The sequence below is a fragment of the Natronorubrum daqingense genome (genome assembly GCF_001971705.1).
GTDB classification, from domain to species: Archaea; Halobacteriota; Halobacteria; order Halobacteriales; family Natrialbaceae; genus Natronorubrum; species Natronorubrum daqingense.
On sequence record NZ_CP019327.1, the window covers coordinates 2,529,790 to 2,556,311 of the forward strand.

Sequence of the window (26,522 nt, forward strand, 5' to 3'; positions counted from 1 at the left end):
TGCCGAACCATCAACTAATCAATATTATTCGGGAATACGGCTATTTCGGCAGTTTCAGAGCTGGATACGTTGTTCTCGAGACGAATAAACGCCGATGAATATTGCTGGAGTTTCAGCACGTTTTATCGCACGGCAGGTACTGTCACACGTATATGAGTTGGCGGGATGCCGAACGAGAGTACGAGGACGAGGTAATCGGGGAGACGACACTTGGCCGCCTGTTCGAGGATACCGTCGAACGGAACGCGAACCGGCCGGCCCAGCAGTACAAGGGCGGAATCTACGACCGGTCGTTGACCGATTCGGTCCTTCCGGCCGCCGATGCCGGCGAGTTTCGCTCGATTTCGTACTCCGAGATGCGCGACCTCGTCCGCAATCTATCGGCAGGGTTTCACGACCTCGGAGTCGGTCAGGGCGATCGAGTCGGACTCTTCGCCAATACGCGAATGGAGTGGGCCCAGTGTGACTTCGCACTCCTGAGTGCGGGTGCCGTCATCACCACCGTCTACACGAGTTCCTCGCCCGACCAAGTCGAGTACCTCCTCGACGACCCGGACGCCTCCGCCGTCGTCGTCGAAAACGAGAACCTCCTCGAGAAGGTTCTCACGGTCGAAGACGACCTCGACCTCGAGTTCATCGTCTCGATGGACGAGCTGTCGGGCTACGACGACCGCGACGACATCCTAACTCTCGCAGACGTTTACGAGCGCGGCGAGGAGACGTTCGACCTCGAGGCTCACCAGGAACGCGTCGACGCGCCCGAGATGGACGATCTGGCGAGCCTGATCTACACGAGCGGAACGACGGGTCAGCCGAAGGGCGTCCAGTTGACCCACAAGAACTTTCGCTCGAACGTCAACGCGGTCCGAAAACGGTTCGCGCCGCGGCCGGACAAGCCCGACGATGTCCCGGCGCTCGACGAGGACTCGCTGGCGATGTCGTACCTGCCGCTGGCACACGTTTTCGAGCGGACGGCGGGACACTTCGTCCTCTTCGCGACCGGGGCGTGCGTCGCCTACGCGGAGAATCCGGACACCTTACAGGAGGACTTCGCGACCGTTCAGCCGACGACGGCGACGAGCGTTCCGCGGGTCTACGAGAAGATCTACGACGGGATTCGCGAACAGGCGAGCGAGTCCGGCGCTAAACGGCGCATCTTCGAGTGGGCGACCGACGTCGGCGTCGAGTACCAGCGAGCGGACTCGCCCGGACCGATCCTGAAAGCGAAGCAGCGCCTCGCGGACAAACTGGTCTTTTCGACCGTTCGCGAGGCGCTCGGCGGGGAGATCGAGTTGCTGATCAGCGGCGGCGGCAGCCTCTCGCCCGAACTCTGTCAGCTTTATCACGCGATGGGGCTGCCGATCTACGAAGGCTACGGCCTCACCGAAACGTCGCCGGTCGTTTCGACGAACCCGCCGGAAGCGGTCGAGATCGGCACCATCGGTCCGGCGCTGCCCGGCGTCGAACTGGACGTCGACGAGAGCGTCGCGGACCAGGAGGCGTTTACGGACGATCCCGGCGACGTCGGCGAACTCCTCGTCAACGGCCCCAACGTCACGCAGGGGTACTGGAACAAACCCGGCGCGACCGAGGGGGCGTTCACGGAAGACGACGACGGCGAGCGCTGGTTCCGAACGGGCGACATCGTTCACCTCCGACCCGACGGCTACCTCGAGTTCCGCGACCGGGTGAAACAGATCATCGTCCTCTCGACGGGGAAGAACGTCGCCCCTGGGCCGATCGAGGACGGCTTCGCGGCCAGCGAGGTCGTCGAGCAGTGTATGGTCGTCGGCAACGACGAGAAGTACATCGGCGCGCTGGTCGTCCCCAATACGGAGCACATCCGCGACTGGGCCGAGGAGGAGGGTATCGACCTTCCCGACGACCTCGAGGAGATGTGCGACGACGAGCGCGTCCGCGAGTACGTCGGCGAGGAAGTCCAGCGAGTCAACGAGGACTTCGAGAAACACGAGACGATCAAGCGCTTCGAACTCGTCCCACAGGAGTTCACGGAAGAAAACGAGATGCTGACACCGACGATGAAGAAGAAGCGCCGCGTCATCTTAGACGAGTTCGACGACCGCGTGGATCGGATCTACGAGGACGAGTAGGCGGCTTGCGCTGACGGCGACGTTTCCCGCGGACCGGCTGAATCCACAAGACAGATATCGGTGCTCGCGCGTCCACGGGTATGGTCCCTTCCCCTACGTTGTCCCTCCAGACGACCGCCGACGTGCTTTTCCCCGGCACCACGGTCCGCTACTACTATCGAACCGGCGATTCACTGGCGACCGTCGTCGACCGATCCGACCGATTCATCACCTTCCTCGGTACGGAGTGTGACGGCCGATTCACCTACGATCAGATCGACCGCCTATTTGCGGACGACCGACTCGAGGTCGTTCTCGACGACCGAACGCACGTTCCCGGAGACGACGTGACGACGCCGTCTTCGGCCGACTAACTTTCCCTCGAGTCGAGGGTGAACTCCCGGGCTCTCGAATGACTCACTCGAGTGGTTCATCGTCGACTCCGCTCGTCTGCAAGTGTTCTTTTCACCGACAGGAACCGGTACCATTTTGCAGACGCGGACGCCACTAGTGTCCATATGAAACACGTCCGGGGACCGCTGTGTACGATCGATGTCGGGGAACAGACGAGCGACACCGAGGATATCGACGATGTCCTCGAGTCGTACCTCGGTGGTCGTGCGCTCGGAACGAAACTGGCCCACGATCGGGTTCCGTTCGACGCCGACCCGCTTGGGGCCGAGAACCGTCTGTACCTGGCGACGGGACCACTCCAGCACTCGACGATGAGCTTTACCGGCCGGATGTCCGCAACGGGTGTCTCGCCGCTCACCGACGGCCTCCTCTCCTCGAACGCGGGGGGATTCCTCTCGCGAAACTTCACCGGCACGGGCTACAGTGCTGTCGAGATCACCGGCTCGAGCGACGAACTGGTGATCGTTCACGTCACCGACGAGGGCGTCGAGTTCGAGGCCGTTCCGGACCTCGCGGAGGCGACCGTCACCGACACCTGCGAGTACATCGAAGACGAACACGGCCTCGAGGAAGACCACACGGTCGTCGTCGGCCCCGCCGGCGAGAACGAGGTGCGCTTCGCCTCGATCATGACATCGAGGGAGCGGGCCTTCGGACGGGGCGGTCTCGGTGCCGTCCTCGGCGCGAAGAACGTGAAGGCGATCACGTTCGACGGCGACTCGACCAACGAAGTCGAGATTCCGCCGGTCCAGATGGAGATCCACGGCGAAGCCGCCCAGGCCGAGCATCCGATGAAAGAGTCGGGGACGACCTCCGTCACGGAGTACGCGAACATGGTCGAGGCGCTCCCGACGCGGTACTTCTCGGAACTCTCCTTCGAAGGCGCAGCGGACATTGGGGGCGACGCCGTCGCCGAGAAGAAGTACAAGAAGGGGACCTGTTCGGCCTGTGCGTTCGCGTGCAAGCTGCCGACGAAAGACGAAGAGCGCGACGTCGTCACCGAAGGGCCGGAGTACGAGACGGTCATGGCGTTCGGCTCGAACTCGGGCGTGGACGACGTCGTCGACGTGATGAAATCGAACAAGCTCTGTGACGAACTCGGTCTCGACACCATTTCGGCGGGCGATGTCGTCGCGGCCTACCTTGAAAGCGAGGACGAGTTCGGCAACGTCGACCTGATCCACGACCTCGTCGAGAAAATCGCCTACCGCGAGGACGTCGGCGACACGCTCGCGGAGGGCATCGACGCCTTCCACGACGAACTTGGCGTCGAGAACTGGACGGTCAAGGGCATGGAGTTCCCCGCCCACGACGGGCGCACCCTCAACGGACAGGGCCTCGCGTTCGCCACCTCCAACCGCGGCGCCGACCACATGTACGCCGAGTTCTACCCCTACGAGTACCCGCTCGTCGACGCCGACGACGCCTTCGACAAGGACGGCCTCGAGGGCAAGCCGCCGAAGGTTATCGAACTCGAGAACATCAACGCGATCAAAGACAGCGGCGTCCTCTGTAAGTTCTCGCGGGACTTCATGACCGAAGAGCGCCTCGAGACCCTCCTCGACGCCGACTACGAGGAACTCCTCGAACTCGGCGGCGAGGTCGTCTCCCTCGAGCGTCACTTCAACAACCAGCGCGGCTTCGACCGCGGGGACGACACGCTGCCCTACGAAGTGCCGGAGTTCGAAACGGGACTCTCCGAGTACTACGACGAACGCAACTGGAACGACGACGGGACGGTACCCGCCGATCGCTTCGACTCGAGTGCGGCGAGTGCACCCGCAGACGACTGAGAAACAGGCGTCGGTCGTTGTCGCTGATTTTCCCACGTTCGCGTTTCGATTGTCGATCCGTATTCTGCTACAGGAACATGAGCCTCGGAGGCCCCGGCCGTCGAGGTTACCGCGAGCCCTGATCTCCGGCGTCGTCGTCCTGATTGCCCCACTCGCCGCGATGTTCTCCCCACTCGTCGCTTTCACCCCTGTCGCTCCCATCCTCCGTTTCGGCCCAGGCATCGGCGTCCGCCCCATCCCACTCGGCGTCGCCGGGGTCCGGCCGGTCGTCGCCTCGAGAGCGAAGCGGTGCATCGTCGGCTCTCGAGGGGTGAATGTTGTAGTTCTGGCCCTTGTAGGGATCCTCTTCGGGTTTGTAGTCGAGTTCGCTGCGCTCGAAGATGTAGATGAAAAAGCCGAAAATCGGGATACAGAACGTGATCGCCGCCCACTTCTTCGGTGGCTCGAGGCCGACCTTCCCGGCGTCGTAGTAGACGAACGCGGTGAGCGCGAGGTGCCAGGCGAGCGGGATGACGACGATCGCCGCCAACAAGATGTCGCTCATACGCGTGTGTTCGGGCCGGAACTATCTAAACGTCCGGCCGTACGGCCGTACGGCTGACTCGAGCGTGTGGAGGGTGTGTTCGGGCCTCGAGTGGATTTGTGGTGGGCGATAGCAGTGGCGCAGTCACTGAGACGGGGGATATACCGATTCCACCGCTGTCATACCGCTATCCTCTTGTTTCAGGGGCGTAATTAGTACGATCGATTCCGATGACTCAGCCAGTCGAAGGCGAGACGAGAACGTTCGAGCGGACGTTTACGGTCGAAGACGTTCGGCAGTTCGCCGAACTCACCGGTGACGATCAGCCCCGTCACACCGAACCCGACGAAAACGGACGAGTGATGGTTCAGGGGTTACTGACTGCGACGCTGCCGACGAAACTCGGTAGCGACAACGAGGTGTTGGCCAGTACGATGGAACTCGACTTTCGTCGGCCGGTTTTTACCGGCGAACGGATCACCTGCCGGTCGACGTACGATACGGTCGTCGAACGAGACGACCGCTACGAGTTCACGAGCGATGTCGTGTGCGAGAACGACGACGGTGACACCGTGTTGACCACGACGACCGAAGGCCTCATCTGGAAGGGTGAGTGACCCAATCGCGACTGCTGTCGGTGTCCGTGGTTTCCGATTGGGGACACTGACGAAGTTGGCGCTGTGTTACTCACACCGGCAACGGGGATACCCACGTCCTCCCCAACCGATTTGCTCACTCACGGCGTTCGTTCGCGCATCCACCGGAAGACGCGTACGTCTTCCGAGCCTTCGCTCGCGTACTCGCGAAGACCTCGCACGCTAACGTCGATCAGTTCTCGCCGGTGCTCGAACGTGCTCGAGAGCGCGCGCCATATCGCCTGCCGTTCACCCTCCGAGAAACCCGTTCGAACTCCGCGGCTCTCGGCCGTTGGCCTCCGAACCGCGCCGTAGTTGACGTCGAACTCGAGCGCCGCTCCCTGACGCGACCACCGTTTGTCTCGGCCGACTCGCTCGCGTCGCTCACTCACGGCCTCGCAAAACCTGGACCAAAAGGTCGAAACTGCAATCCTTAGTTGACGTCGAACTCGATCGCTGCTCCCTGTCCAAAGCCGACACAGAGCGTCGCCAGACCGAGACCGCCGCCGCGTTTCTGGAGTTCGTGAATCAGCGTCACTGGCAGGCGAGCGCCGGAGGCACCCAGCGGGTGACCGATGGCGATTGCGCCGCCGTTGACGTTGAATCGCTCGGGGTCGATACCGAGTTCGTCGCGCGAGTACAGCGACTGGCTCGCGAACGCTTCGTTGAGTTCGACCAGTTCGTACTCGTCGATATCGCGACCGTTTCGCTCGAGGAGCCCTTCCGTCGCCGGGACCGGACCGATTCCCATGACGGTCGGGTCGACGCCGGCGACGTTGTTCATCCCGACCTCGGCCATGATCTCGAGGTCGTTCTCTTCGGCAAACTCCTCGCTGGTGATGAGCAGCGCGGAGGCACCGTCGGAGATCTGGGAGGCGTTGCCGGGGGTGACGCTGCCGTCGGATTTGAAGACGGTCGGCAGTTCGGCGAGTTTCTCGGCGGTCGTGCCGGGGCGGATGCCCTCGTCTTCGGAGACGGTCTCTTCGTCGGTCTCGATCGGGACGATCTCGTCGTCGAAGCGGCCTTCTTCGGTGGCTTCCTCGGCGTTTTGCTGGCTGCGGGCGGCGTACTCGTCTTGTTCCTCGCGGCTGACACCGTACTCCTCGGCGACCTTCTCGGCGGTCATCCCCATCTGGAGTTCGCCGACGTTGTAGAGTTCGGCCAGGCGCGGGTGGATGTCCGACATGCCGTCGCCCATCGGGACGCGGCTCATGCTCTCGACGCCGCCGGCGATGATGGCGTCGCGGTTGCCCGCGGCGATGGCGTCCGAAGCGGAGATAACCGATTGCATCGAGGAGGCACACCAGCGGTTGATCGTCGTCGCCGGGACGCTCTCGCCGAGTTCCGAGAGGAGGGCGATCACGCGAGCGAGGTTGTTGTCTTGCTCGCCGCGTTGCTGGGCGCAGCCCCACATGAGATCGTCGATATCCTCGCCAGACAGGCCAGTCTCGGCGAGAATTTCGTCGATGAGCGGCACGGAGAGATCCTCGCTGCGGAGATCGGCGTACACACCGTCTTCTTTCCCCTGCGGGGTTCGGACAGCCTTCACCACGACTGGTGTCTGTGACATACTCTAACGAATAACCCTCGTAAACTTAAATCCGGTCGAACTGCCGTACACAGGCTAGGTGTTTACGACGAACGCGACTCACAACCGATCGTGAGTGTCGCGTTCGCCCAAACCGGGTTCGCTATCGAGTCTGCTCGTGATCCGGAAGGTGAACCGTCATCCGATGATCGTCCGAGGGCCTGTTCGGTACCTTCACCGTTCGCTCGAGGCCGCCCCTGTCTCGTGACACGCCCGTAATGGAGACGACGTCGTCCGGCGGATCGGCCGCTGGAATGTGCGTGTTGATCCCGGTCAGAAACGGCAGTGCCTGAAACGCGGGTACCGGCTGTGTGACGTCGGTCTCGCCGTCTTCGCCGGCGTCGAACACCATCGGCGTAACGATGCCGTCCTCGAGCGGGGCCGTCGCCTCGGTGAGTACGCTCGTCTCGTTGATCAGGAGTTCGTCGCTGGCATCGCCCTGGTCGGCCCACCACTCTTTGTCGCGGTTGATCACCAGTGCGGTGTGATCGGGGCCGCGGTCGACGAGTTCGTCAGTGAGGCCGCCGGGTTCGCCGACGAGCAGGCGAACGAAGCCGTTGCTTCGCAGTTCGGGCTGACGGTAGACGTGGTTGCTCACGCCGTTGCACTCGCGCACGACGAACTCGTGGTGGTCGGTTCCGTCGACTTCGAGTGGGCCCCACCGACCGTCGTCCTTCAGCGTTTGCGTTGCCACCGTCTCTTCTCGAGAGCCTGTCTTCGGGTTAATCGCGTACACCTCGAGGGTGGCACCTTCGACGCCGACGTTGTCGGGGAACACGAGTGCTCGACCGGAGAGGGTAACCTCGTCGGCAGGCTCGGGTTCGATTTGGGTCGTCTTCGGTGCGTCGTCGGTCAGGAACTCGTAGATTGCCCCGAACGCCTCTTCGCTGGTGGCGACTTCGACGTGGCCTTGCTCGAAGAACTCGTTTGCTGCGCCACCGATTTCGGCGTCCTCGTTGCCGAGCGCCCAGAGGGCGAGCGTGGGGACGCCACCCGGTGGTGAATCGGCCTCCCTCCCGTCGATGTTGACGTAGTTTGCGGCCGATTCGGCACGGTCCGGGTCGGCGAGATAGCCTTGGAGCACTTGCGTTCCGAGTGAATGGCCTAACAAGTCGACGCCGTCGGCACCCGTCTCCGCGAGCAGGTCGTCGACTCGCTCGTGGACGCCCGCGATAACGTCCTCTTGGATTTCCTCGAACGCGAGGCTGTCGTACTCGTAGGCGGCGAGGTACTCCTGTGGATAGCCGTTGCTCGTAAAGCGCATCGCCTGCGATTCGAACTGCGTCGCCGACCCCATGCCGCCGTGGACGAAGAGCACGGGTCGATCGGGGCCGTCCGATTTTGACTTCTCGTCTTCCCCGTCAGATTTCGACTCCTCGGTGTCGTCGTTCTTGCCGTCCCCGTCCCCGGTTCCGTCGTCGCTACTCGAGTCGTCTCCGTCGTCTCCCTCGGCGTCGTCGCTGGTATCGCTCGCACAGCCTGCAAGTGCCGCCAGTCCACCGACACTCGCTGTGACACCGGCCAGTTCGAGAAGTCGTCGCCGCGATTGTGTGTTTGTATCGGTCATGACACGGAATTAATGTTTACGAATTGTGATAAAGTAATCAACTGGTTACCGACCGTCGTTCTCGTGGCCATCGGTTACTACTCGAGTGGGCCAGCCACGGCTCGATCGCGTGCATTGTCGTCTCGTGGGAGTAGGATGCCCAACACGTTCGGAGGGAACGGATTTCGCGGAGACGACGACCCTTCCCTCGAGAACAACGCTTATCCCGAATTGCTGGCAATACGCGGCTATGGACGAGGACGGATTATCCGCCGCTCGAGACGACGCCGACGACGAACCGGCGTCCGACCCCGATCACGACGCCGAATCTCCCTCCGAATCGAACGCGAGCGCTGTGGCGGCTGACACGCCTGCCGAGAAGGGCACGTCGGACGAGACGCTCGAGTCCACCGACGAGAGAAGCGGCGAGTCGGATGCTGTGGATGCAGACGGCGATGAAGTGGCTACTGGCGGCGACGCAGACGACACTCGACCGACCGACGATGCGAACGACGCCCGATTGGCCGACGACGACCGCGAGGACGAAGCGGAGGTCGAACCCGAGTCGGCCTCGATGCCGAGCGTGCCCGACACCGAACCGGAAGCGAGCGATGTCCCCGAGGACGTCCAGAAGTACGCGCGTTTCAAGAAAATGGACGGCGCACAGTACGACCGCGTCAACGAGTTCCTGCGCGATCGAACGTACATCACGGCTCGAGAGTGGGCGATCGCCCGTCTCTGTTCTGACTTCCGGACCGAAACCGGCGTCGAGATGACCAAAATCGGCGAGAACCTCCCCGAACTCGTCCCCTTCATGACCGACACCTACACTCCACAGGCCGTCAACCAGGCCCGTTCGTCGTTCGAGGAGAAAGTTCGGACGGCCGGCGCGACCTTCCTCTACGGCGCGATGTGTGATTTCTTCACCGCCGAGGAACTCGACGACGTCATGTACGAGTCGACGGAGGTCGCGAAGTTCTTACTCGAGGTCGAAGGCGTCGACCTCTCCGTCGAGGACGAACTCGAGGCCGAAGAACGGATCTCGAGCGTGATGCGCGACGTCCGCGAGGCGAGCGAGCAACTGCGCGAAGAAGACGATACGTGAGTTACCGACTCCTGTCCGTTGGCTAACGAGTGCCTGTCCGTCGTTGTTCGTACGCGAACGGTCTCGCTCGCGTGGTAGGTACCCCGTTCCGGATCGTGTGGCACTACGTTCTCGAGGTGCGGGATTCGTCGCTCGCGGGCCCTCGCCTGCTCGAGTCGGACCTATCTACCTCGGACATCGACGAGTTACCGAGTCGAACGATAGCAACCACAGGGGAGTGGTTTCTTCGTCCCCCTACGAATCGTGTCACACTACCACACTGCCCGTCGTATACGTAGCAACTATCGAGTCGTCGGTTGTTCACAATCAGACAGTCTCTAGCGGATTCGATACAAACACGTTCTAGGTGTGAATTTTCATCGGATGACGACAAATACAACTGCTAGCGACGAACCAACGATTGACGAAGTCGACGATACTGATCCGGCTGACGGAGCGAGTGACGCGGGCGTCACTCGACGACGCGCGCTACACGTGGGCGGAGTAGTCGGTCTCGGTGGCTTGCTCGGCGGAATCGGTGCGGGATCGAACACTGCGGCGGCCGCTGACTCGAGTTCGGTTGTCCACCTCGATTACGACGACTACGACGACTGGAGCGACGTCTACCGGGTGTCGAACGGCAACAGCGACGCCCTGTCGCTCGTCGCGTCACCGACGTACTCGGGAGAGCGCGCGTTGCAACTCCAGGTTTCTGAGGGCGACCACTGGGGTGTGAGCACCCACTACGACTTCGAGGACGGCTTGCTCGAACTCCACGGGCGCGTGCGCTTTGCGCTCAACACGAACTGGTCGATGGAGGGGCGCAACTTCGCGAACTGTCGTCTCTGGAACTGTGCGATTTCCCACGGCGAGGGCAGCGCAGGTGGCGGCGACACCGACGGGACGAATGGCTGGAGTAACCGCCTGTACGTGACGAGTCGCGGAACGAATCCTGACGGCCCGTTCCACCTGCTCTCGAACACGTACCACATGGATCACCCCGGCTGGGGCGATCAGGACTACCTCATCGACGGCGAACCGGAGGCAATCGGTGCACCCGAGATCGAGCCGGGGACGTGGTACGAATTCGAATACTACGTCGCCGTGAATACGATCGCGGCCGGCATGGCGATTCCAAACGGCGTCGTTCGCTACTGGCTCGACGACGAACTCATCTACGACCGCAGTGACTTCCGGTTCACAACGGACCAGGAGAACAACGTCATCGACTCGAACGGTCCCGTTGGCCACTACGGCGGGACCTACACTGCACCCCAGAACCTCTACGCCTACTACGACGACCACTCCATGGCGCTCGGTGGCACGCTCGATGACTGTTAACGCGTAGCCTCCGTGTGGCCACAGATGGACCGAGACACGGTCGTTCACCGACCGGCTGATTTCGCTGCACACGCGAACGGTCGAAATCCGAATTCGTCGACCGAGGGATAGCGGACGGCTCTGACGTCTGCTCCGACGATGGTCCGCGTCTACTCCGGCAAGGGTCCACGTCTGCTCCGACGGTCCACCCGTTACTCGAGTGCGAAGCCGAGTCCCTACTGTGTCCACTCGCGAACGTCTGTCTCTTCGAGAAAGAGCGACGGATCGTCGTGTGAAAAACTGATCCAGCGCTTCGGTTCGGGTTCGCGTCCGGAGTCGGACTCGCCTTCCCCGTCAGCGTTGGTAGCCCCCGCGCTCAGCACGTGCACTAGCAACTCCTCTTGGGTGAGTGCGGTTTCGAACACGTGTTGTGCGTCGGAAACATCGTACGCGAGTGGCACGATTACCGCCGTTTCACTTTCGTCGTCGCGTTCGACGGCGAGCGCGAGTCGCCGATCTGACTCGTCGGGCGGCGGTCGGTAGTACACCTCCGCGGCGGTGATCGTGACGTTACCGCGTTCGATCACGTCCTCGAGCACCTGATACTCGTCCGTCGAAACTGCGACATCGAACCCAATCCGTTCTTCCCGTGCAACTGGCGCGATCTCGTCGGGCTCGAGTACGATCGCATCCCAGCCGTTCGCCCGATACTCCTCGGCGATCGCCCTCGCATCCTCGAGGAGGGTGTCCCACTGTGAGTCAGGCGTCTCTGTCGTCATCGGGGTACCTCTCGCGGGTGTTCGACTCGAAGCGCTGGAGTAGGGAGTGACAGTGACATACTCGTACGTAGACGGCCGACCGGAAAAACAGCCGTGCTCTCAGCTGTCGACGGATTCGATTCGAACGGTTGCTCTCTCGTCGCCGACGAGTGCGTCCTCGAGTGCCGAACGAACGACTTCGGGATCACTCGGTCCCCCTGCTGTTCCAACGGTTCCGACGGTGGCGGGATCGAACTCGAGTGCGAGCGCGTCGTAGACCGACTCGAGGACGCTCGCCACCCCATCACGATTCGACACGAGCACGACGCCGGCGACGACGGCCACGTCCTGTCGGATCCGTTGGGCGAGTCCGGCTACCTTTCGACGGCCACCATCCGAATCCACGAGGGACAGTGAGTGTGTCCCCGGACAAAACGAGCGTTCGGGTTCGCCGCGACCGACCTCGAGGTCGCCGTCGAGGCGATCGAGTGCGTCCTCGAGTGTCGCAGTCGCCCGCTCGTACCGTTCGCTGGTTCCCCGGCGGAAGTCCTCGATCGGTTCTACGCGGGTGAACGCGAGTGACGTTTCGCCGTCGAACGCGACCGCACGACCGCCGACATCGCGCTCGACCGGGACGAATTCGCGTTCTCGAGCACGCTCACGGGCCTGCTCGTAGCCCTCCCGTCGCTGATCTCGCCGACCGAACGCGACCTGCCGGTGGGGTCGCCAGACGCGGATCGCCGACTCGTCGTCTGTAACGCTCGAGTACAGTCGGCGACTGAGTTCCCGGTCCGCATCGACGGTCGCCCCCCGGCCGCGAATCACGCGCATCGTCTCGGTGATCGTTCCGTGGTGAGTTATGTCCTTCTTCCCACGGGATGTTTGTCACGCCATGGTCTCGAGGTCCTATCCTTCTCGTGAGCAGAGAGTCGACCGAGAGACAACGGAGAGCGAATCGTGTGAAGGACAAAAGATTTAGTGCTATCGTCTCGTAGGGTGACGTATGGATAAAGGACAGAATACCGGTGGGCTGATGTCCAGTGCCGGGCTCGTTCGGTACTTCGACGCAGAGGACTCCAACTCGATCAAGATTGACCCGAAGACGATCATCGCGACCGGCGTACTCATCGGCGTGTTGATCCAACTTCTCACCTTCGTCGCGTAATCGCTCGCCCGTCTTTTCACCGACCACCGCACCGCATCGACTACCATCTCCCTCGAGGGAGCACCAGCTTTCTCGCCCATTTCGACCGCTCGCGGTTAGTTAGACCCGACCGTGTCCTCCCACTCGATCCACTCTTGCTCCCAGCCCCGCCGTGATTCGCTTCGCCGGATGGCGTGCTCGCGATCCTCTCGAGCCGTTCGATTCCGCTCGACGGCACCCGACTGCTCACCGTCGACCAGTAACGGCTTCACCGAGACGGCTGCGAACGTTCGTCGCTCCCTGTTTGCCGACACTGCTTCGAGTCGCTGGCGCTGCGTTCCACGAGGATAGACCAGTCTCCCGCCGTCGGCCAGTTGCTCGAGCAACGCTTCCGGCGGGTCGACGGCGGCCGCCTCGAGCAAGATTCGATCGAACGGCGCGTATTCGGGGAGTCCGCGCGCTCCGTCGCGCCGATCGACGAGGACGCCGCCGTAGCCCGCTCGTTCGAGGTTCTGGCGAGCGTCGATGACGAGCGGTCGGGAGATGTCGATGGCGTGGACGTTGGTGTCGCCGACGATTTCGGCCGCGACGGCGGCCGTGTAGCCCACGCCAGCACCGACGATCAATACGTCGTCGCCGTCCTCGAGGTCGAGCGCTTGCAGGAATCGTGCGGCCGTACTCGGGGCGAGCACGCGGGTTCCGAGCACGTCGTGGACTCGGTCCGCGTAGGCCGTCTGTTCGTCTGGGAGAAACTCGTGGCGCGGAACGTCGCGCATCGCGACGGCGACGGTCTCATCGTGGAGGACGTCCTTCGCAGCGGACTCGAGCCCGTCGACCATATCCTCTCGCAGTACCGCGGGGTCCATACCCCGGCTATCGGTTTGGTGGTTATCAATGGCCCGCTTGCGCGAGCGTTGTACAGACTGCAACAACCGAAAAACGGTGGGAAGAGGGGCTCTCGAGGCCAAATTTCCTACCAGGCCGACCAGGCGCTGGTCTGTTCGTCGTACGCGTAGACGCGTTTCGTGTCCTTGGCGAAGACCGCGTCGCCGTCCATTTCGAAGCGCTTGCGTCGGTATCCCGTCGCGTCGTCGCGCACGACGACGGCGTCGATTTCGAACTCGTCGTCGCCGAACGAGTCGACCGCGCCGACCTCGAACTCGTAGTCGCCGGGGACGTGGACAGTAATACTTCGGCTGTCGTTTCGCGATCCGTCTTGCGGGTGGACGGTCACGTTGACGGCGACGTTGTCGACTTCCCGCGTCCAGACCGTCTCCACATCGTCCACGACTGCCTCCTCTCGTCGCTTCTGTTGGTCGAGTTCGAGACTCGTTACCCGAACCGTCGAGAGCACCTCGTCGGTCTCGAGGATGAACTCGTCGCCGGTCTCGATCGTCTCGCCTTCAGCCGTCGTGACGTTCGCGGTAAAGGACTCGCCTTCCTGCGAGACGACGACGTCGAGCGTGACTTCGCTCTCTTGTTCGGGTTGGACCTTGTGGACGTGCGAACACTCACTACAGCGAACCGTAACCGTCCCGCCGCCTTCCGTCGTCGTCAGGACCTCGTGAACCGTCTCGAGGTCCGGCGAACACGACGGACACGCCGTCGGAACTCGATCCGGAATATCGTTCATACCACGTCCTAACGGCTGCGTCCCTAAAAGCCGATTGAACCTGTGACTGGAGCAGATTCAGATACACGCCCCGTTGTGCTACCGACCACCCACTGTTTTCCCCCACCCGCCGTTTTCCCTCTCTTGCCGTCTTCCCCTCCCACGGCCGACTACTCGGCCTGCGGTAGATCGATTTCGACGCCGTCAGCGAAGACGGTCGGCTCCCGCAAGATACCGTCGAGGTGGATCGGGGCTTCCGTCTCGCCGCCGATTCCCGCGTTGTCTCCGACCGCGATGTGGACGGTACCACCGGCTTTCTCGTCCAACAATACCGAGCCGACGAGTTCGGTGACCGCGACGTTCGTTCCGATCCCCAACTCCGCGAGGTTGTAGGCGGCATCACCAACCTCGTCTGCGGCCGTTTCGACCGTTTCCCGAATTTCGTCATCCGAGATGTGCGTTACGAGCCCGTCTTCGACCTCGAACGTCAACTGCTGACCGTCCTCGAGCAATCCGTGGGGACGCATCGTGCCGTCGACGACGAACGTTCCCTCGGCCGTTTCGGGGCTGATGAACACCTCTCCTGCGGGGAGGTTCGACATGATCCCCGGTTCGTGGACGATTCCGGTATCCGAGAGCCACGCTCGACTCCCCACCGCGAACGTGATATCCGTGCCGACCGGCGTCGTTACGCGAACCGTTTCGGCGTCTGCAACCTGCTCGCGGACGTTTTCGCAGTGGGCGGCGATCGACTCGTAATCGGCGTCCAACCCCGTCGTAAACACGTCTTCGGTAATTCCCGGCAGCGTCGCGACTCGCGCACCTGCGTCGTTCGCTTCGGTGCGAGCGCGGGTGTGACTCAGACTCTTCGTCGTCGGCGCGAGGACGACGTCCGCACCGGCCATCGCCGCCGCGACTGGCGCTGGCGGTTCGCCCCCGTGTGTCTCCCCGGGTGGATATCGGATGATGCTGGCATCGTCGGTGATCTCGCTTGCGACCGCGTACAGCGACTCGCCGATCGGTTCGCGTTTGTCGTCGGTCACGATCACACAGGATTCGTCCGACTCGAGCGCCAGACACTGTCGAACAGCGGTCTCGGCAGCACTCTTACGTGTCGTCATTGCCGTATATGTTCGTCACGTCCCCGAAAGTGTTCGTGTTTTCTCCCCCTGTCCGGCTACGACAGCGTTTTCAGGATGGAGTCATCGTCGAGAGCGACTCGAGTTCCGCGGGCGTCGCGAGCACGTACGCCGTGTCACCAGCCCGGAGAGCTTCACTCTCCGCCGGGAGCGCCACCTCTTCCCCGTCTCGGTCGAGCAAAAGGACAGTTCCCGGAACCCAGTCGACGAACTCGCTTTCGAGCGGTCCGTCCGCGTCGATTTCGATCGCGACGACCGTTTCGGCTGCGCCTCGAATTGCAGCGACGAGCGCGTGCCAATCGTCCGGCGTCTCCGGTCGCGTCGTCAGCCGATATCGCTTTCGGGGTTCGAACGCGTTCGCATCGTCTTCCTCGACGAGGAGCGTCACGACCGATCCGGAACTCGAGCGAAGCGTTCCCGTGGCGACTAACTGGCTCGAGTCGCCCTCGTCCGTCCAGACTTCGATCGGATCGCCCGCGCTCGCGTTCGCCGAGAGAGTGCCTGCGATAGCGACGGCGACCTGATCCGGCCCGAGCGTCGGGCTGATTCCGGATCGCTTTCCACCCACCGAGACCGACGAGACGGTCCCGTCGGCTGCGAGTTCGACGCGAACGTAGCCCACGTCGAAGTCCGTCTCGATTCGGTCTTCGATCCTGGTGCGACGATCTTCGAGGGACAACCCACTCGGGAGGAGAAACCGTCGTCCCTCGAGCACCCGCGGCACCGATTCGTCGACCGCCGGATACCCCTCGGCCTTGTCGATCGACGACGGGAGGGTAACGACGACGGCGAGTCCTGCCGACTGGAGTAATTCGGTGACGGTCCCGGATCCGGTGGCATCGAATCGCCGTATCTCGTAGCTCCCACACGCCAGTCGATCACCGAGTCGGTGGCCCCCGACCGCCGCGACCGTTCCGGCCGCCAGCACTCCGAAGAGAAACGTTCCGGACGTGTAGTGCGTCAACGGCGCATCGGCGATGACGGCGTCGTGGCGAATCGCAACCGCAGTGAGCCAACTCGCCGGCAGCACCAGACCCGCGAGCACTGCGGGTCCAGCGGACAGTTTCCGTACGGTCATCGCTCGGTAGCCAAACGCACCGACGAGTGCGACGATACCGGCGACCACGCCGTACCCGAAGATGTCGAGCAACGCCACGCGGGTCCACTCGAGCGTCGTTCCGTCTCCGACCGAGACGCTGCTCGAGAGTCCACCGTCGGCGCTAAGCGCTTCGAGACCGATGGTTGCGACCATCTTAGTCGCTCACCTCGGGCTGTCGCGCATCTCGATCTGCGATCGGAGCCATGTGCTCAGCACGCTGTGGGCCGAACGGATTTCCATCCGGTCCGAGCAAAAACGCGTCCGTGCCATCCTCGAGCTCGTCCTCACCGGGGAAGAATACCCACTCTGACGCAGGTTCCGCTGGCTTCGTACCGGCGGCCCTGGCTCCGTGGACCGCAGCGATCGTACGTTCGTGTTCGTCGTCCAAAACGGCCGACTTCACGCTCTCGGTGATCGATACCTGCCGGATCGATGTTCCCGCTCGCTCGAGCAACGAGACTGCCTCGAACGCTGGTGCGGTATCGTTGGGCGTCGCGACAATTCGGGCTCGAGACGCCTCGAGAAGAGTGCTCGCGTCGACCGTCGGAACGGCGACGGTTACGAACCCAGGACTCTCACTCGCCGTCGAACTGAGTGGGTGAGCGTGGCCCCGTTTCTCGAGTCGGTCGACCGTCGTTCCGGTGGCAGTGTCCGGTTCGGTCGCCCGTGTAGGCGCTTCACCGCCACACGTCTCGTCGATGACCCCGAGTCCAGCCTCGTTGGTGACGCCGAGTACCGTTCCGACGACCGAACCAGACGCCGTTTCGACGACAACTGTATCGCCGCGAGCCAATCCCGCCGGAAGCAGGGATCGAACCGAGACGGCGCGGTAGCCGTTAGGGACGTGCTTCGACGTTCCGTTGGCGGGCGGAGCAGCCCTGATGGTTGCACGGCCGCGACCGTCGATGGTGACGGCGACCGCCTCGAGACCGTCTCTCGTTCGGAGTCGGTCCTCGAGTCGACTCTCGAGGGCGCACAGTGGGAGGTCGGCGGGGAGTCGCCAGGCCCCGTCCTCGAGTGTGCGCCGTCGTTGCGGTGTCAACGGCGGATACCCCTCGAACTCGCGGATCTCGCCGCTCGAGCGAATCGTGACCTGCCCCATTGCGTCGACCGCATCGATCGCATCGGCGCTGAGCGGCTGCGCTCGTTCGACCGATTCGCCGGCAAACTGTGGCAGATCGAGCGCGAGTTGTCGCCCCCAACTCGTCGCGTAGACGCCGAGGAGCACGCTGAACCCGAGTCCGAGCAGCCCCTCGAGTGGCGATGTCTGCAGGTCGAGCACACCGGCAGCCGTGCCCGTGGTTGCGGCGAGGAGCGCGGTTCCGAGACCACCGACGAGGACGGGAACTGTCTTGGCTGTCACCTGCGTGACTACGAAACTGAGACCGCCATTGAGCGTGGCGAAGACGACCGAACACAGGAGAACGAACGAGACGGTCGTCAGCACCTCGACGGGGGTGAAGAGCTGCTCCATTAGCACCCCCTCGGTTGCTGCCACCGAGTCCTCGTCCCACCTGAACGAGGCGAACGCTCAGCAGTACTCGAGAGCGCTCTCGAGTCGGGCGATTCACTCGGATCGATGCCGATTGCTGCTGGTCCCCGTCGGTTCGCTGGCTGGTCTGATTTCGGCGACTTTAGTAGATCAACTGACCTGTGTGGCGGTCTCGTCGGTTGTGTACTGATTGAACCCATCGTTCCAATCGACCGTTAGGACTCGACCCGGATCTCCGGGTTCGGCTGTTCGTCGATGTAGTTACTGTCCGACGGCGGGACGACCTCGAGCTCGAGCGTCCCGATATCTTGATCCGCACGCAGACTCTGATTGCCGTCGAATTTGAGGACCGCCTGGTGGTCGTCGATGCCCGAATGCCCCTGTGCGTCGTCGTCGTCGCCGGTATCTGCGGCGACAACGCCGTCGAGTTGGGCGTCGCCGGCCGTCGCAATTACCGTCGCGTCTTCGACGTTGTTCCCGTTTTCATCGATGACGTCGACCAGCACTTCGTCGTCTCCTGATCCGTCCGAACCGTCCACTCCGGCCTCGATTATCTGATCCTCGTCGTTGACCTCGACGGTCACTTCGGTGTCGCCGACGTCGCCGATACCGCCGAGCATGTTCAACATGAGTGCGAGTGCCGCGACGCCGACGACCAGGGCGATGACGAGCCGAATTGGCAACCCCTCGATCGCCCGATCGTCTCGAGTGAACGACGTTCGTGAGTGGTTTCGTAAGCGCGAACGCGACGATCGATCGGTCGTCGCCGACCGCTCAGTTCGCTCCGAAGAGTGCGTGTCCGATAGCATGCCCCTCCTTGGCTGCGTCTTTGCACTTAAACTCTCGACCCACGGTTCAAGTACGAATCCGCGCCAGTTCCCTGCGTGAGTTTCATACTCGGCCGTCGCGGTGCGCTCGAAGCGGGACCGGTGGGGCGACTCGGTTCGTATCGCGCCCGCGATGGCAGCGAAGGTGCACCGCTGCACGTCGATTTTGACGGGCCCCACGCGATGTTGGTCGTCGGGAAACGTGGATACGGGAAATCCTACACGCTGGGCGTCCTCGCGGAAGGGCTCGCTCGAGCGTGCGGCGTCGCACCGGTAATCGTCGATCCGATGGGCGTCTTCGACACGCTCGCCGCCCCGTCGACCGGATCACCGGTTCCGGCGGCGGTGATCGCAGAGCCGGCCGTCGCGCCGAAAGCACTCGACCCCAGCTCGTGGTGTGCGCTGCTCGGCCTCTCGCCAGAGAGCGGCGCAGGGGGACTGATCTGGCGTGCAGCGCAGCGCGAAACGACGCTCTCGGGAATGCTGGCTCACGTCGAGAACGCTGGCGCACCGTCCGCCGATACGCGAGCCGCGAGTAACCACCTGCGACTCGCCGAGGCGTGGGACGTCTTCGATTCAGACGGACTCGAGGCAGCGGCGCTCGCCGGGCCCGAAGTCACGGTACTCGACGTTTCGGGACTCGAGTCCGCGCCGATGAACGTCGTCTGTCGTGGCGTCGCGGAGACGCTCTATCGCGCTCGCGTCACGGAGGCCATCGACCGACTGCCGTGGGTGCTCCTCGACGAGGCGCACACGTTCTTCGACGGAGTCGCTGAACCGGCGCTTCGACGGATCCTGACGCGCGGGCGTGCACCCGGTGTGAGCCTCGTCTCGGCGACCCAGCGCCCGAGTGCGATTCCGCCGGTCGGCATCTCCCAGGCTGATATTCTGGTTTCCCATCGGCTGACAGCCCAGGCGGACCTCGAGGCGCTGGAACGAGCACAACCGACGTACCTGAACGGGTCGTTATCGGACGCGGATCGACTGCCCGAAGCCCCCGGTGCGGTCGTCATCATCGACGACACGACCGAGACGATTCACTCGGCACAGATACGAACGCGGGACACACCACACGGTGGTGACAGTCCACGTGCGAGCGATGTCGTGTAATATCTCTGGTAATATCTCTGGTGGCTGACGCTGTTCTCGGACCTGAATCGTCCGTGATGGTCTTTAAATACGATGGCGCGGCCAACACCCCCATGACCGATATCGAGCGGATCGACCAGCGACTTTCCGCGCTCGAGCGCGCGGTCGTCGACAACGATCTCGAGTTCGATCGACTCGAGGATCTCGCCACGCTAACAGCAACCGTCGACCGACTCGAAGCGCGCCTCGAGGAACACGAGCGCCGACTCGCCGAACTCGAGGGCTCCGTCGATGCCGTTAGCGGGTTCGTCGACAATGTGGGGGCGGTCAACGACGGCGTCGAGCAACGAGCCGATGCGGCGATTGCAGCCGTCGACCGACTCGAGTACCGTTTGGACGAGTTCGAGCGCGTCCTCGCGAACCGAGACGCAGCGGATCCGACAGCAGACCGCGTTGACGAAGCACCCGGCGTTTTCCCAGTCAGGTCGAGCGAGGCTGTGCAAGCCGAGTCTGACGTGGCCGTCTCGGCGGAGTCGGCGGCCCAATCCGAACGCGACGGAATTTCGGCCCCGAGTACACTCGAGGAGCGGCCAGATCGGGTGACAGCCAGCGCCGAAGCCGTCGCATCGGACCTTCTCGACGACGCTGCCGGCGAGGTGGGATCGGAGAGGGTATCACCAGCCATCGACGAGCACGCGTCGAACTCGTCCGAGGACGGTGGAAACGAATCTGACTCGAGGTCGTTCGTCGCCTCCTTGCGGGCCCGGTTCGCGTGATTCGCTACGTCCTCATCGTGTTGGTGACAGTTGCGCTGCTCGTACTTTCGATGCCCGCGATCGACCGGGCAGCGACGCTCAACAGCGAGCGACAGGTCGATACCACGCTCGCGTCGATCGACGACGCCGCGACCGATCTCGAGTCGAACGAGGAGGTGACACCGGCGGGCCATCCCGATCCACAGCGCGTCGTCGACCTGGCGCTTCCCGCGAGTACGCTCACCACGGAAGGAGTTGACCACTTCGAACTGGATCCACACGAGAGTAGCGGCTACACCCACGCCCGGTACGTCCTCGCGGACGGGACGACGCGTGAACGGACGATCGACGCGACCATCGTCTGGAACGATCCTGATCGCACCGATGCGACCGAAATCGGTGGCAGCAGCGACCAACAACTCGTCTTTCGCCTCGTCGAAACCGACGACGGCGACCCCATCGTCGTCGCATCCTATGCCTGAGTTTAAACCGGATCACGCGGCCAGTATCGGCATGTCTCAGGATGGTGTCACGAACGCACTCAGGTCCGTTTTCGCCGACCTCGAGTGGCTCTCGCTGTTCGACGACGGCGAGATGGGGGCTGCGTGTACGTGTCGACTTACGTTCGAAGATGACCGGTTGCTCATCGACGCAGACGGGTGCGACGGTGACCTCGCGAGTTCCCCGACATGTCGACACGCCGCCGTCGAAGCCCTCTCGGACCGTGACGTCTCGGGAATCCGCACCCGCTCGAACGGGATCGAACACCGCTACGACCAGCGAGGTGTGGACCTCCTCGGTGCAGCAGGCCGCTTCCTCGAGTTGCTCGGAGACCGAGACGAACGCCTCGCTGAAGCCGTTACGCGCGACCCGCTCTCAGTGACGACGAACATCACCGACCAAATTGGCCCCGTCGGCGACGTCGCACTCGAGTCGGGCCTTCTCGAGGCAGTCCGTGCCGTCGATAGCTACGAATCGGCGCTCTACTCGGCCACCGGCCTCACCATCGGTCACTACTTCCTCGATCACCGACTGGGCGACGACGGGCGTCTGGAGGACGCCCGGACGCTCGAGACCGGCAGCGAAGCCCGAATCTACGCCCGGCCGGATAGCGTTCCGCTGTACGTCCTCGACGTCGTCGATCAGACGCTTTCAGCGGCTGAGCGAGGTCACCTCCTCGCGGGTTACGAAGCCATCGCAGAGGGGTACGTCGAGGGTGATCGGGCGGCCTCTCGTGCGATCGAGTACGCGACGGACGAGCCAGCAGATCCGGTACTGGCTCGCGTCCTCGCCAAACACACGAGCGGATACGGCATTCTCGAGGATTTATTCGCCGACGAACGGGTGACGGACGTCTACGTGACCTCGCCCGTGTCGAGGAACCCGATTCGCGTCGTCGTCGACGGCGAGTCCATGACGACGAACGTCCACTTGACATCGGATGGCGCTGGTGCGCTGGCCTCTCGCGTGCGCCGAACCAGCGGGCGCGCGTTCTCGAGAGCGAACCCGACGGTCGATGCGGTCGCGACGCTCGAGAACGGCACGGGCATTCGCGTCGCAGGTGTGACCGAACCGGTCGCGTCGGGAGTCGGATTCGCGTTTCGCGAGGAAGCTGGGGACCGCTTCACGCTCCCCGCGCTCGTCGCGAACGGGACCATGTCTGTCGCGGTCGCGGGCTTTCTCTCGGTCGCCATCGAGCGAAACGCCGCCGCGTTGATCGCCGGCACTCGAGGTTCGGGCAAGACGACGCTGCTCGGAACGCTGTTGTACGAACTGACACCGGACACGCGAACCGTGTTGATCGAGGACACGCCGGAACTCCCCGTCGAGTCGCTCCAGTCGGTCGACCGGGACGTTCAGGCGCTTCGAACCGGCTCGGACGACGGTCCGGAAATCTCCCCGGATGAAGCGCTCAGGACGGCTCTCAGGCTGGGCGATGGTGCGCTCGTAGTCGGCGAAATTCGCGGGGACGAGGCGCACGTCCTCTACGAGGCGATGCGCGTCGGTGCGAACGCGAACGCAGTGCTCGGAACGATCCACGGCGACGGTGGCGACGACGTCTACGAACGCGTCGTCTCCGACCTCGCCGTCGAGCCCTCGTCGTTCGGTGCGACGGATCTCGTCGTGACGGTCCAAGCCCACGAGACGGAGACTGGACGGAGCCGCCGCGTCGCGACGGTCGAGGAGGTCATCACCAACGGCGAGAATATCTGGTTCGAGTCGTTGTACGAACTGGAGGGCGAACAGGCCGCCTCGACCGGTCGGATCGATCGCGGTGAGAGTCGACTCGTCGATCACCTGGCCGGACCGACCGAGGCGTACGCGTCGGTTCGTCGGGAAATTGCCGACCGAACCGAGGAAATTTCGGCTCTCGTTTCCGACGGACGGACCACTCCGCGTGACGTCGCAGCGGCGTACGCCGATCGGAGGCTCGAGTGACCGATGTCGTCGCTCGACGCACTCGTTTTGCACCTTTCTGCGTTCTACCCCTACGAGGTCGATACGAGCGAGGAACTCGCCGAGTCGCTTTCGTTTATCGAATCGCCCCACGACGCCGAGACGATCGTTCGGGCGGGGTACGGCGGCGGGATTCTCGGTGCGGTGATTCCACTCCCGCTACTGCTGACGGAGACGCCACTCTCGTTCGTCTTGTTCTTCGTGCTGGTGACGCCGCTCGCGGCGATTCACTCGATTCACTCGCTGCCACACCTGCAGGCGGCGTTTCGCCGAACGGAGGCCCTCGGCGACACGCCGAACCTCGTCGGGCGCGCCGTGTTACGGATGCAGGTCCAGCCGGCTCTCGAGAGCGCCGTTCGCTTCGCTGCCGATACCGGTCGGGGCCCGCTCGCGGCGAGTCTCAACGGCCACATCGACCGATCGATGGGGACCGCCCAGACCGGTCTCCTCTCCTTCGCCGAGGAGTGGGCGACGTGGTTTCCCGCATTGCGCCGCTCTGCACACCTGCTCGCGACGGCACAAGACGCTCCTGATGGGGAACGAATTCGGACGCTCGATCGGGCGCTTTCGGCCGTCCTGACCGGGACGCGAAATCAGATGGCGGACTTCACGGCTGCGATTCGCGGGCCGACGACGGCATTGTTCGCGTTCGGAATCATGGTTCCACTCGCACTGATCGCGCTCGTGCCTGCCGTCCCGATGGTCGGCATTCCGGTCAACATCTGGATCTTCGTCCTGTTGTACAATGTCGTTCTCCCGGCGTGTCTCGTCGCTGCGAGCCTCTGGTTGCTCACCCGTCGCCCGGTCGCCTTTCCGCCACCGAACGTCAGTCACGACCATCCCGACGTTCCCGACCGGCTCTGGATTCGCGGCCTCTGGGGCGTACTCGCAGCGGTGGGTGGCTATACGATCACGGCGTCGTTCGGACCGTCCCATCTGGCACCGGTCATCGGCGTCGGCCTCGGTCTGGGGACGGCTCTCTTCGCGATTTTCACACCCATTCTCGCGGTTCGAAACGACGTCCGGGCCGTCGAAGCGCACCTCACCGACGCCCTCTACATCGTCGGTCGACAGGTCGCCGAAGGCGAGTCCGTCGAGTCGGCCATCGAACTCGCCGCCGAACGGGTCCCGGCCGAAACTGGCGCGGTCTTCGAACACGCGGCTGGCGTTCAGCGTCGCCTTCATGCAAGCGTCGAAGCGGCGTTCCTCGGCGAGTACGGCGCACTGAAGGCCGTTCCGAGTCCTCGAGCCCACGGCACTGCTGCCTTGCTCGCGATCGCCGCCGAAGAAGGTAAACCGGCGGGGAGAGCCATCGTTTCGATGGCCGACCACCTCGAGGAACTCGACGAGGTCGAAGCCAAGACCAAACGGAGTCTCAAACAGGTGACGGAGACCCTCGACAATACGGCGGCGTACTTCGGGCCGCTCGTCGCCGGCGCGACGGTCGCGATGGCTGAAATGATTGCCGATGAGAATATGATGGACACGACGGATCTCGACGCCGCGGCGTTTCCCGCCGAATCGCTCGCGGTCGTCGTCGGCGTCTACCTGATCGCGCTCTGCGTGATCCTTCTCCCGCTTTCGATCGCACTCCGATATGGTATGGACCGTGCGCTCTTTGGGTATCACGTCGGCCGCGCGCTCATCGCGTCGATGATCATCTACGGCCTCTCCGTCTCGGTTCTCGAGTACGTACTCGTGTTCTGACCATCGTCGCCGACGCCGTCTCGCTGTCGGTGCCAACGGCCGCGGGTTCAAAAAGGAAGCCGCACCAGTCACCCTATGATCGCCATCGCCGGTGCGAAAGGTGGATGTGGAAAGACAGTAACGACGCTCGGGCTCACGGAGGCGTTCGCTCGAGAAGGCACGCCAGCTATCGCGATCGACGCCGACAGACAGCTCCCGAATTTACACGTCGCAGGCGGTGTCGACAGGGAACCGACACTTGCAATGATCTCGACTGACGCTGGACGTAGCGACCGAACAGGTGACGCTGGCGGCGTCGATCTTCGATCGATCGCCCAGGTGAGTCCGCGAACCACGAGCGCCGGCATCGTTCCGGCTCCGGCCCCCACCGACTCACTCGACCTCGAGTCCGTACTCGAGGGTCTCGAGAGCGAAACCGGTCAGCTTCTCGTGGACTGTCCGTCCGGTGCGGGGCCGGACGTGGTGGAACCGCTCTCGGCGGCCGACGGCGTCGTCGTCACGACTGATGGGGATCGAAGTCTGCGGGCTGCCAAAACGACGGTCGCGATGGCTCGTCGACTCGGCGTGCGCGTCCTCGGCGTCGTGGTGAACAGGTGCTCGAGCGTTCCACCGGCGATCGAGTCGTGGGTCGACGTACCGGTCCTCGGTGTGGTTCCGGAGGCGACGTCGCCGCTGACGGACGAGGCGACGACGAGTGCCTACGCGGACGTAGTCGAAACGCTGCGGACGCGACACGCGACCGATCGAACGGCGGTTGCGTACGACGACGACCGATTGCCGACGGGGATTGCGCCGCTCGACCGCCATCTCGGCGGTGGCCTCGTTCCGGGTTCCGTCCTCGCGGTGACGGCTGAGCCTGCCAGCCAGTCCGAACACCTGGTCTACGAGGCCACGGCTCCTCGCGGAACGCTGTATCTGACGACCGACCGATCGGCCGACAACGTTCGACGGGCGCTCGAGACGACTACCGTCGACACTGGTACCCCGACGATCCGCCGCGTCACTGGTGACGACCGACTCGAGGATGCGACGGCCTTCATCGAGAAACTACCAACGGGTGCGACCCTCGTCGTCGACGTGATGGGCCCACTGGAACGCCACGGTCGAGAAGCGTACGTCTCGTTCTTGAACGATCTGAAGGATCGACTGGTCGAAACCGAGAGTATCGCGTTGTTGCACTGTCTCGAGGGCGCTGTCCGTCCCGAGCACAGAATCGCGACGATTCACGCGGCTGACGCAGTCGTCGCCGTCGAGTCGGCACCATCGGTCCGCGACTCGGCGAGCGGACGCGAACTCACGATTCGGAAGTGCCGGCACGAACGAGTGAGTTCTGCGCCGATCGACCTCGAGGGAACGGACGCCCGCTCGACTCTCCACGAATCGACGTCAGCGTCGACGGCCACTCGAGACGCGGAGGCTCCGGATCAGTAATTTGCCAGAGACGTACTCG

25 protein-coding genes are annotated in these 26,522 nt (G+C 63.4%); 13 read left to right on the forward strand and 12 right to left on the reverse strand.

Annotation, left to right across the window (positions count from 1 at the left end):
* Positions 1–152 precede the first annotated feature (152 nt).
* From BB347_RS12265 to BB347_RS12275, 3 genes are all read left to right on the forward strand, one after another.
* The gene (locus tag BB347_RS12265; protein WP_076583701.1) at positions 153–2,111 is read left to right on the forward strand and encodes an AMP-dependent synthetase/ligase; all 1,959 of its coding nucleotides are present in this window, start codon (positions 153–155) and stop codon (positions 2,109–2,111) included.
* Positions 2,112–2,191: 80 nt separating this feature from the next.
* Complete coding sequence (locus BB347_RS12270; RefSeq protein ID WP_076583703.1) at positions 2,192–2,464, forward strand: hypothetical protein; 273 nt, start codon at positions 2,192–2,194, stop codon at positions 2,462–2,464.
* Positions 2,465–2,608: 144 nt separating this feature from the next.
* The gene (locus BB347_RS12275; protein ID WP_076583705.1) at positions 2,609–4,297 is read left to right on the forward strand and encodes an aldehyde ferredoxin oxidoreductase family protein; all 1,689 of its coding nucleotides are present in this window, start codon (positions 2,609–2,611) and stop codon (positions 4,295–4,297) included.
* 106 nt (positions 4,298–4,403) lie between these two features.
* Here BB347_RS12275 and BB347_RS12280 read toward each other — a convergent pair whose 3' ends face one another.
* Positions 4,404–4,841 carry a hypothetical protein gene (locus BB347_RS12280; protein WP_076583707.1) on the reverse strand — a complete coding sequence of 146 codons (438 nt, stop codon included), beginning with the start codon at positions 4,839–4,841 and terminating at the stop codon, positions 4,404–4,406.
* 209 nt (positions 4,842–5,050) lie between these two features.
* On the opposite strand from BB347_RS12280, the gene BB347_RS12285 reads away from it, so the two are divergent.
* Positions 5,051–5,437, forward strand: a complete 387-nt coding sequence (locus tag BB347_RS12285; RefSeq protein WP_076583709.1) for a hotdog family protein — start codon at positions 5,051–5,053, stop codon at positions 5,435–5,437.
* Positions 5,438–5,556: 119 nt separating this feature from the next.
* On the opposite strand, the gene BB347_RS12290 is transcribed toward BB347_RS12285, so the two are convergent.
* The 3 genes from BB347_RS12290 to BB347_RS12300 all read right to left on the reverse strand — a co-directional run bounded on the left by BB347_RS12290 (position 5,557) and on the right by BB347_RS12300 (position 8,610).
* On the reverse strand, positions 5,557–5,847 hold the full coding sequence (locus BB347_RS12290) for a hypothetical protein (RefSeq protein WP_076583711.1): 291 nt from the start codon (positions 5,845–5,847) through the stop codon (positions 5,557–5,559).
* A gap of 41 nt (positions 5,848–5,888) precedes the next feature.
* Positions 5,889–7,025, reverse strand: a complete 1,137-nt coding sequence (locus BB347_RS12295) for a thiolase family protein (RefSeq protein WP_076583713.1) — start codon at positions 7,023–7,025, stop codon at positions 5,889–5,891.
* Positions 7,026–7,146: 121 nt separating this feature from the next.
* Complete coding sequence (locus BB347_RS12300; RefSeq protein WP_076583714.1) at positions 7,147–8,610, reverse strand: hypothetical protein; 1,464 nt, start codon at positions 8,608–8,610, stop codon at positions 7,147–7,149.
* 229 nt (positions 8,611–8,839) lie between these two features.
* On the opposite strand from BB347_RS12300, the gene BB347_RS12305 reads away from it, so the two are divergent.
* Together BB347_RS12305 and BB347_RS12310 are read left to right on the forward strand one after the other, a co-directional pair.
* The gene (locus BB347_RS12305) at positions 8,840–9,694 is read left to right on the forward strand and encodes a DUF5806 family protein (protein WP_076583716.1); all 855 of its coding nucleotides are present in this window, start codon (positions 8,840–8,842) and stop codon (positions 9,692–9,694) included.
* A gap of 363 nt (positions 9,695–10,057) precedes the next feature.
* Entirely contained in the window at positions 10,058–11,014 is a 957-nt protein-coding gene (locus BB347_RS12310) for a hypothetical protein (RefSeq protein ID WP_076583717.1), read from the forward strand.
* Between the two features lie 215 nt (positions 11,015–11,229).
* On the opposite strand, the gene BB347_RS12315 is transcribed toward BB347_RS12310, so the two are convergent.
* Complete coding sequence (locus BB347_RS12315) at positions 11,230–11,772, reverse strand: DUF7529 family protein (protein ID WP_076583719.1); 543 nt, start codon at positions 11,770–11,772, stop codon at positions 11,230–11,232.
* A gap of 99 nt (positions 11,773–11,871) precedes the next feature.
* Positions 11,872–12,582, reverse strand: a complete 711-nt coding sequence (locus BB347_RS12320) for a lipoyl protein ligase domain-containing protein (protein WP_076583720.1) — start codon at positions 12,580–12,582, stop codon at positions 11,872–11,874.
* A gap of 172 nt (positions 12,583–12,754) precedes the next feature.
* Between BB347_RS12320 and BB347_RS12325 the strand changes: the two genes are divergently transcribed.
* A complete protein-coding gene (locus tag BB347_RS12325) occupies positions 12,755–12,916 on the forward strand; it encodes a preprotein translocase subunit Sec61beta (protein ID WP_076583722.1) in 162 nt (53 codons plus the stop codon).
* Between the two features lie 95 nt (positions 12,917–13,011).
* Here BB347_RS12325 and BB347_RS12330 read toward each other — a convergent pair whose 3' ends face one another.
* From BB347_RS12330 to BB347_RS12355, 6 genes are all read right to left on the reverse strand, one after another.
* Positions 13,012–13,761: a protein-L-isoaspartate O-methyltransferase family protein gene (locus BB347_RS12330; protein WP_076583723.1), complete on the reverse strand. Its 750-nt coding sequence runs from the start codon at positions 13,759–13,761 to the stop codon at positions 13,012–13,014.
* 107 nt (positions 13,762–13,868) lie between these two features.
* Positions 13,869–14,528 (reverse strand): HVO_0476 family zinc finger protein, encoded by a 660-nt coding sequence (locus tag BB347_RS12335; RefSeq protein ID WP_076583725.1) that lies wholly within the window; start codon positions 14,526–14,528, stop codon positions 13,869–13,871.
* Positions 14,529–14,677: 149 nt separating this feature from the next.
* Positions 14,678–15,628, reverse strand: coding sequence for an aminopeptidase (locus tag BB347_RS12340; protein ID WP_076583727.1), 951 nt, complete (start codon positions 15,626–15,628; stop codon positions 14,678–14,680).
* 70 nt (positions 15,629–15,698) lie between these two features.
* The gene (locus BB347_RS12345) at positions 15,699–16,898 is read right to left on the reverse strand and encodes a hypothetical protein (protein ID WP_076583729.1); all 1,200 of its coding nucleotides are present in this window, start codon (positions 16,896–16,898) and stop codon (positions 15,699–15,701) included.
* A 1-nt stretch (position 16,899) separates the two neighbouring features.
* Positions 16,900–18,219: a hypothetical protein gene (locus BB347_RS12350; protein WP_076583730.1), complete on the reverse strand. Its 1,320-nt coding sequence runs from the start codon at positions 18,217–18,219 to the stop codon at positions 16,900–16,902.
* A gap of 233 nt (positions 18,220–18,452) precedes the next feature.
* Entirely contained in the window at positions 18,453–19,046 is a 594-nt protein-coding gene (locus BB347_RS12355; RefSeq protein ID WP_076583732.1) for a DUF7382 domain-containing protein, read from the reverse strand.
* A gap of 75 nt (positions 19,047–19,121) precedes the next feature.
* Here BB347_RS12355 and BB347_RS12360 point away from each other — a divergent pair, with 75 nt between their 5' ends.
* The 6 genes from BB347_RS12360 (at position 19,122) to BB347_RS12385 (ending at position 26,503) form a co-directional block, all read left to right on the forward strand.
* Positions 19,122–20,174, forward strand: a complete 1,053-nt coding sequence (locus BB347_RS12360) for an ATP-binding protein (RefSeq protein ID WP_076583734.1) — start codon at positions 19,122–19,124, stop codon at positions 20,172–20,174.
* A gap of 92 nt (positions 20,175–20,266) precedes the next feature.
* Positions 20,267–20,929, forward strand: a complete 663-nt coding sequence (locus tag BB347_RS12365) for a DUF7310 family coiled-coil domain-containing protein (RefSeq protein ID WP_236995950.1) — start codon at positions 20,267–20,269, stop codon at positions 20,927–20,929.
* Complete coding sequence (locus tag BB347_RS12370) at positions 20,926–21,390, forward strand: DUF7311 family protein (protein WP_076583737.1); 465 nt, start codon at positions 20,926–20,928, stop codon at positions 21,388–21,390. Before BB347_RS12365 ends, BB347_RS12370 begins: the two co-directional genes overlap by 4 nt.
* A 31-nt stretch (positions 21,391–21,421) precedes the next feature.
* A complete protein-coding gene (locus tag BB347_RS12375) occupies positions 21,422–23,347 on the forward strand; it encodes an ATPase, T2SS/T4P/T4SS family (RefSeq protein ID WP_076583887.1) in 1,926 nt (641 codons plus the stop codon).
* A 3-nt stretch (positions 23,348–23,350) separates the two neighbouring features.
* Entirely contained in the window at positions 23,351–25,072 is a 1,722-nt protein-coding gene (locus tag BB347_RS12380) for a secretion system protein (RefSeq protein ID WP_076583738.1), read from the forward strand.
* Between the two features lie 75 nt (positions 25,073–25,147).
* Positions 25,148–26,503 (forward strand): DUF7125 family protein, encoded by a 1,356-nt coding sequence (locus BB347_RS12385; RefSeq protein ID WP_076583740.1) that lies wholly within the window; start codon positions 25,148–25,150, stop codon positions 26,501–26,503.
* The last annotated feature ends 19 nt before the right edge of the window (positions 26,504–26,522 follow it).

Bases quoted from the DNA above. Each gene is read 5' to 3' on its own strand.
- BB347_RS12355 (WP_076583732.1), bottom strand. From the start codon at position 19,046: ATGCTATCGGACACGCACTCTTCGGAGCGAACTGAGCGGTCGGCGACG.
- BB347_RS12280 (WP_076583707.1), bottom strand. From the start codon at position 4,841: ATGAGCGACATCTTGTTGGCGGCGATCGTCGTCATCCCGCTCGCCTGG.
- BB347_RS12285 (WP_076583709.1), top strand. From the start codon at position 5,051: ATGACTCAGCCAGTCGAAGGCGAGACGAGAACGTTCGAGCGGACGTTT.
- BB347_RS12270 (WP_076583703.1), top strand. From the start codon at position 2,192: ATGGTCCCTTCCCCTACGTTGTCCCTCCAGACGACCGCCGACGTGCTT.
- BB347_RS12325 (WP_076583722.1), top strand. From the start codon at position 12,755: ATGGATAAAGGACAGAATACCGGTGGGCTGATGTCCAGTGCCGGGCTC.
- BB347_RS12305 (WP_076583716.1), top strand. From the start codon at position 8,840: ATGGACGAGGACGGATTATCCGCCGCTCGAGACGACGCCGACGACGAA.
- BB347_RS12315 (WP_076583719.1), bottom strand. From the start codon at position 11,772: ATGACGACAGAGACGCCTGACTCACAGTGGGACACCCTCCTCGAGGAT.
- BB347_RS12310 (WP_076583717.1), top strand. From the start codon at position 10,058: ATGACGACAAATACAACTGCTAGCGACGAACCAACGATTGACGAAGTC.
- BB347_RS12335 (WP_076583725.1), bottom strand. From the start codon at position 14,528: ATGAACGATATTCCGGATCGAGTTCCGACGGCGTGTCCGTCGTGTTCG.
- BB347_RS12365 (WP_236995950.1), top strand. From the start codon at position 20,267: ATGACCGATATCGAGCGGATCGACCAGCGACTTTCCGCGCTCGAGCGC.
- BB347_RS12385 (WP_076583740.1), top strand. From the start codon at position 25,148: ATGATCGCCATCGCCGGTGCGAAAGGTGGATGTGGAAAGACAGTAACG.
- BB347_RS12340 (WP_076583727.1), bottom strand. From the start codon at position 15,628: ATGACGACACGTAAGAGTGCTGCCGAGACCGCTGTTCGACAGTGTCTG.
- BB347_RS12380 (WP_076583738.1), top strand. From the start codon at position 23,351: ATGTCGTCGCTCGACGCACTCGTTTTGCACCTTTCTGCGTTCTACCCC.
- BB347_RS12320 (WP_076583720.1), bottom strand. From the start codon at position 12,582: ATGCGCGTGATTCGCGGCCGGGGGGCGACCGTCGATGCGGACCGGGAA.
- BB347_RS12265 (WP_076583701.1), top strand. From the start codon at position 153: ATGAGTTGGCGGGATGCCGAACGAGAGTACGAGGACGAGGTAATCGGG.
- BB347_RS12350 (WP_076583730.1), bottom strand. From the start codon at position 18,219: ATGGAGCAGCTCTTCACCCCCGTCGAGGTGCTGACGACCGTCTCGTTC.
- BB347_RS12295 (WP_076583713.1), bottom strand. From the start codon at position 7,025: ATGTCACAGACACCAGTCGTGGTGAAGGCTGTCCGAACCCCGCAGGGG.
- BB347_RS12275 (WP_076583705.1), top strand. From the start codon at position 2,609: ATGAAACACGTCCGGGGACCGCTGTGTACGATCGATGTCGGGGAACAG.
- BB347_RS12300 (WP_076583714.1), bottom strand. From the start codon at position 8,610: ATGACCGATACAAACACACAATCGCGGCGACGACTTCTCGAACTGGCC.
- BB347_RS12375 (WP_076583887.1), top strand. From the start codon at position 21,422: ATGTCTCAGGATGGTGTCACGAACGCACTCAGGTCCGTTTTCGCCGAC.
- BB347_RS12345 (WP_076583729.1), bottom strand. From the start codon at position 16,898: ATGGTCGCAACCATCGGTCTCGAAGCGCTTAGCGCCGACGGTGGACTC.
- BB347_RS12330 (WP_076583723.1), bottom strand. From the start codon at position 13,761: ATGGACCCCGCGGTACTGCGAGAGGATATGGTCGACGGGCTCGAGTCC.